Consider the following 327-nt stretch of genomic DNA (forward strand, 5'->3'; position numbering starts at 1 on the left):
GCAGCTAAGGCTCAAGTTGATGCAGAAGCAGAAAAAGCTAAAGCTGCAGTAGATGCAGCAACAACAGATGCAGGAGTTGAAGAAGCTAAAACTGCAGGTGTTGACACTGTTAAAGCTATTAACCCAGATGCAGTTGCTAAGCCTGAAGCTAAGAAAGCCATCGATGAAGCAGCTAACGCTAAGAAGGCAGAATTGGATGCTCGTACTGACTTAACAGACGAGGAGAAAACAGTTGCCAAAGCTCAAGTCGATGCAGAAGCGGCAAAAGCTAAATCTGCAATTGATCAAGCAACAACGAATGCAGGGGTAGATTCTGCTAAGAATACT

General features: G+C 44.3%; 1 protein-coding gene. It reads left to right on the forward strand.

Going from position 1 to position 327, the window contains the following annotated elements; all coding sequences use genetic code 11:
- On the forward strand, positions 1-327 hold a 327-nt coding region (locus tag E4T71_RS09345), incomplete at both ends, for a DUF1542 domain-containing protein (protein WP_135039015.1).

The organism is Streptococcus sp. WM07, assembly GCF_004570525.1.
Classification (GTDB): Bacteria; Bacillota; Bacilli; order Lactobacillales; family Streptococcaceae; genus Streptococcus.